Raw genomic sequence first — 2,309 nt, forward strand, 5'->3', positions numbered from 1 at the left:
CTGCGCCGGGGTTTTAAACTGGGCCTCTTTGGCCCAGCCCTCACCGGCACTGTTCAACAGCCGTGCCCGCGATGCGTTCCAGGGCTTCTTCGAACGTAACGACAGCTTCACCCTCGGCGTGTGCAACGGTTGCCAGATGATGTCCAACCTGCACGAGCTGATCCCGGGCAGCGAGTTCTGGCCGCACTTCGTGCGCAACCGCTCCGAGCAGTTCGAAGCGCGCGTGGCGATGGTTCAGGTTCAGGAATCGAACTCGATCTTCCTGCAGGGCATGGCCGGTTCGCGTATGCCGATCGCCATCGCTCACGGTGAAGGTCATGCCGAATTCGAAAGCGAAGAGGCGTTGCTGGAAGCCGATCTGTCGGGTTGTGTGGCGATGCGTTTCGTCGACAACCATGGCAAGGTCACCGAGAAGTATCCGGCCAACCCGAACGGTTCGCCGCGCGGGATTACCGGTCTCACCAGCCGTGATGGTCGTGTGACGATCATGATGCCGCACCCGGAGCGGGTGTTCCGCGCGGTGCAGAACTCGTGGCGTTCGGAAGACTGGAACGAGGACGCACCGTGGATGCGTATGTTCCGTAATGCACGCGTCTGGGTTAACTAAGCGTCGTGTACAAGCTTGGGTTTTTTGTTCCTGACAGTCATGTCGAGGTGGTCAAGGACGCTGTATTCGCAGCCGGTGGCGGGCGGATTGGTGACTATGACCACTGTGCATGGCAGGTGCTGGGTCTGGGCCAGTTTCGACCTTTGGACGGGAGTCAGCCGTTTATGGGTCAGGCTGGGCAGGTTGAGCGGGTTGAGGAGTGGAAGGTCGAGTTTGTTGTCGCGGATGAGTTGATCGTTGCTGTTGTGGCTGCGTTGAAGCTCAGCCATCCGTATGAGACGCCGGCTTATGAGGTGTGGCGGTTGGAGGATTTTTGATCTGATCGCTGAAACGAGAAACCCGCTGAGAGTGATTTCAGCGGGTTTTTTGTTGCCCGCGATTTGGTGGGCGACTTAATTCGACTGTGGGAGCCAGCCTGCTGGCGATGGCGCCCTTATAGGCGACTCTGTTCTGGCTTACTGAGTGTATATCCGGTTTTTTCGGGTGCTGCCGCTGGCGGTTTCGCTCTTACAGCGACTCCCTTTGGCAAACGCCCCAAAGGAAGCAAAGGTCTGTGCCCCAACGTTCGGCCCACTCGCTGGGGCTCGGGGTTCCTTCGCTCCGGGTTTCATCCGGGGGGATCGCCTACGGTTTGCTGCGCTGCACCTCCTCTCGATCTGTTTGGCTGCGCCAACCGGCGCTGCGCGCCCACCCCCGGATGAATCCCTCCACTCAGCCTGCCGACGGGGCGCTGTGGATCAAGATCAAGAGCTACAGCCGAGCTAATGCTCATCCTGTGAGTGGTTGAAAGCGACGCGGGACTGCTTTGCTTTTGCTCTTCTGTAGGAGTGAGCCTGCTCGCGATGGCGGCCTGCCAGGCGACCTGTTCGGTCCAGATGTACACCGCCCCCTGTAGGAGCTGCCGAAGGCTGCGATCTTTTGACTTTGGCTGTTGAAGATCAAAAGATCGCAGCCTTCGGCAGCTCCTACATGGAGGCGTATTTCAATTCGGGATGTTTAAGCGTGTTGATAAATTGCAGAACCTTCCCACAAGGTTTTCAGGTTGTCCGTCGGACGTCCGGTCTCTAGTCTGTGGTTGTCACCGCAAATCGGTGATCGGGTGTGAGAACCCGTTAGAGGTTTTAATCAAGCGTCAGCCGCACCATAATCGCCGCCAGCTTATTTGCTGCCGACAATCTTCTATGGCGGCTGTGTGCGGGCGAACTTCGGTTCGGCCGGGTTGATCTCTTACTGTAGTGGTCAACTAATCCCGGACACGACGTTAAGTTTTTCTTCGGCCCGAGCTGGCGCCAGCCCACCATTGAATTGATGGGGTCGAACCCAGTTGTACCGATGCATCAAGAAATGGCTGATATCGCGCTGGGCTTCTTGAGCCGTTCGGTAACCCGTGGTCGGTATCCATTCCGTTTTCAAGCTGCGGAACACGCGCTCCATTGGCGCGTTGTCCCAGCAATTCCCCCGGCGACTCATGCTCTGGCGCATGCGATAACGCCACAGCCGCTGGCTAAATAAACGACTCGCATACTGCGACCCTTGATCCGAGTGAAACAGCAGGCCCTGAGGTCTTCCGCGCTGCTCGTAAGCCATATCCAGCGCCTTGATAACCAGATCGGCGTCCGGCTTTTCCGACAACGCCCAGCCCACCACCCGGGGGGGGGGGGGGGGGGGGGGGGGGGGGGGGGGGGGGGGGGGGGGGGGGGGG

General features: G+C 59.1%; 3 protein-coding genes. 2 read left to right on the forward strand and 1 reads right to left on the reverse strand.

The window, feature by feature from the left end; all coding sequences use genetic code 11:
• Nucleotides 1–607 (forward strand): phosphoribosylformylglycinamidine synthase subunit PurQ (locus ACIOZM_RS31735; RefSeq protein ID WP_401221615.1); only part of this gene is annotated, 607 nt, incomplete at its 5' end.
• Nucleotides 608–612: 5 nt separating this feature from the next.
• Nucleotides 613–924: an NGG1p interacting factor NIF3 gene (locus tag ACIOZM_RS31740; RefSeq protein WP_401221618.1), complete on the forward strand. Its 312-nt coding sequence runs from the start codon at nt 613–615 to the stop codon at nt 922–924.
• Between the two features lie 922 nt (nt 925–1,846).
• On the opposite strand, the gene ACIOZM_RS31745 is transcribed toward ACIOZM_RS31740, so the two are convergent.
• The coding region (locus ACIOZM_RS31745; protein WP_401221621.1) for a DDE-type integrase/transposase/recombinase at nt 1,847–2,309 on the reverse strand (463 nt) is incomplete at its 5' end.

The sequence above is a fragment of the Pseudomonas sp. NPDC087346 genome (assembly GCF_044744235.1).
In the GTDB taxonomy this organism is placed as follows: domain Bacteria; phylum Pseudomonadota; class Gammaproteobacteria; order Pseudomonadales; family Pseudomonadaceae; genus Aquipseudomonas.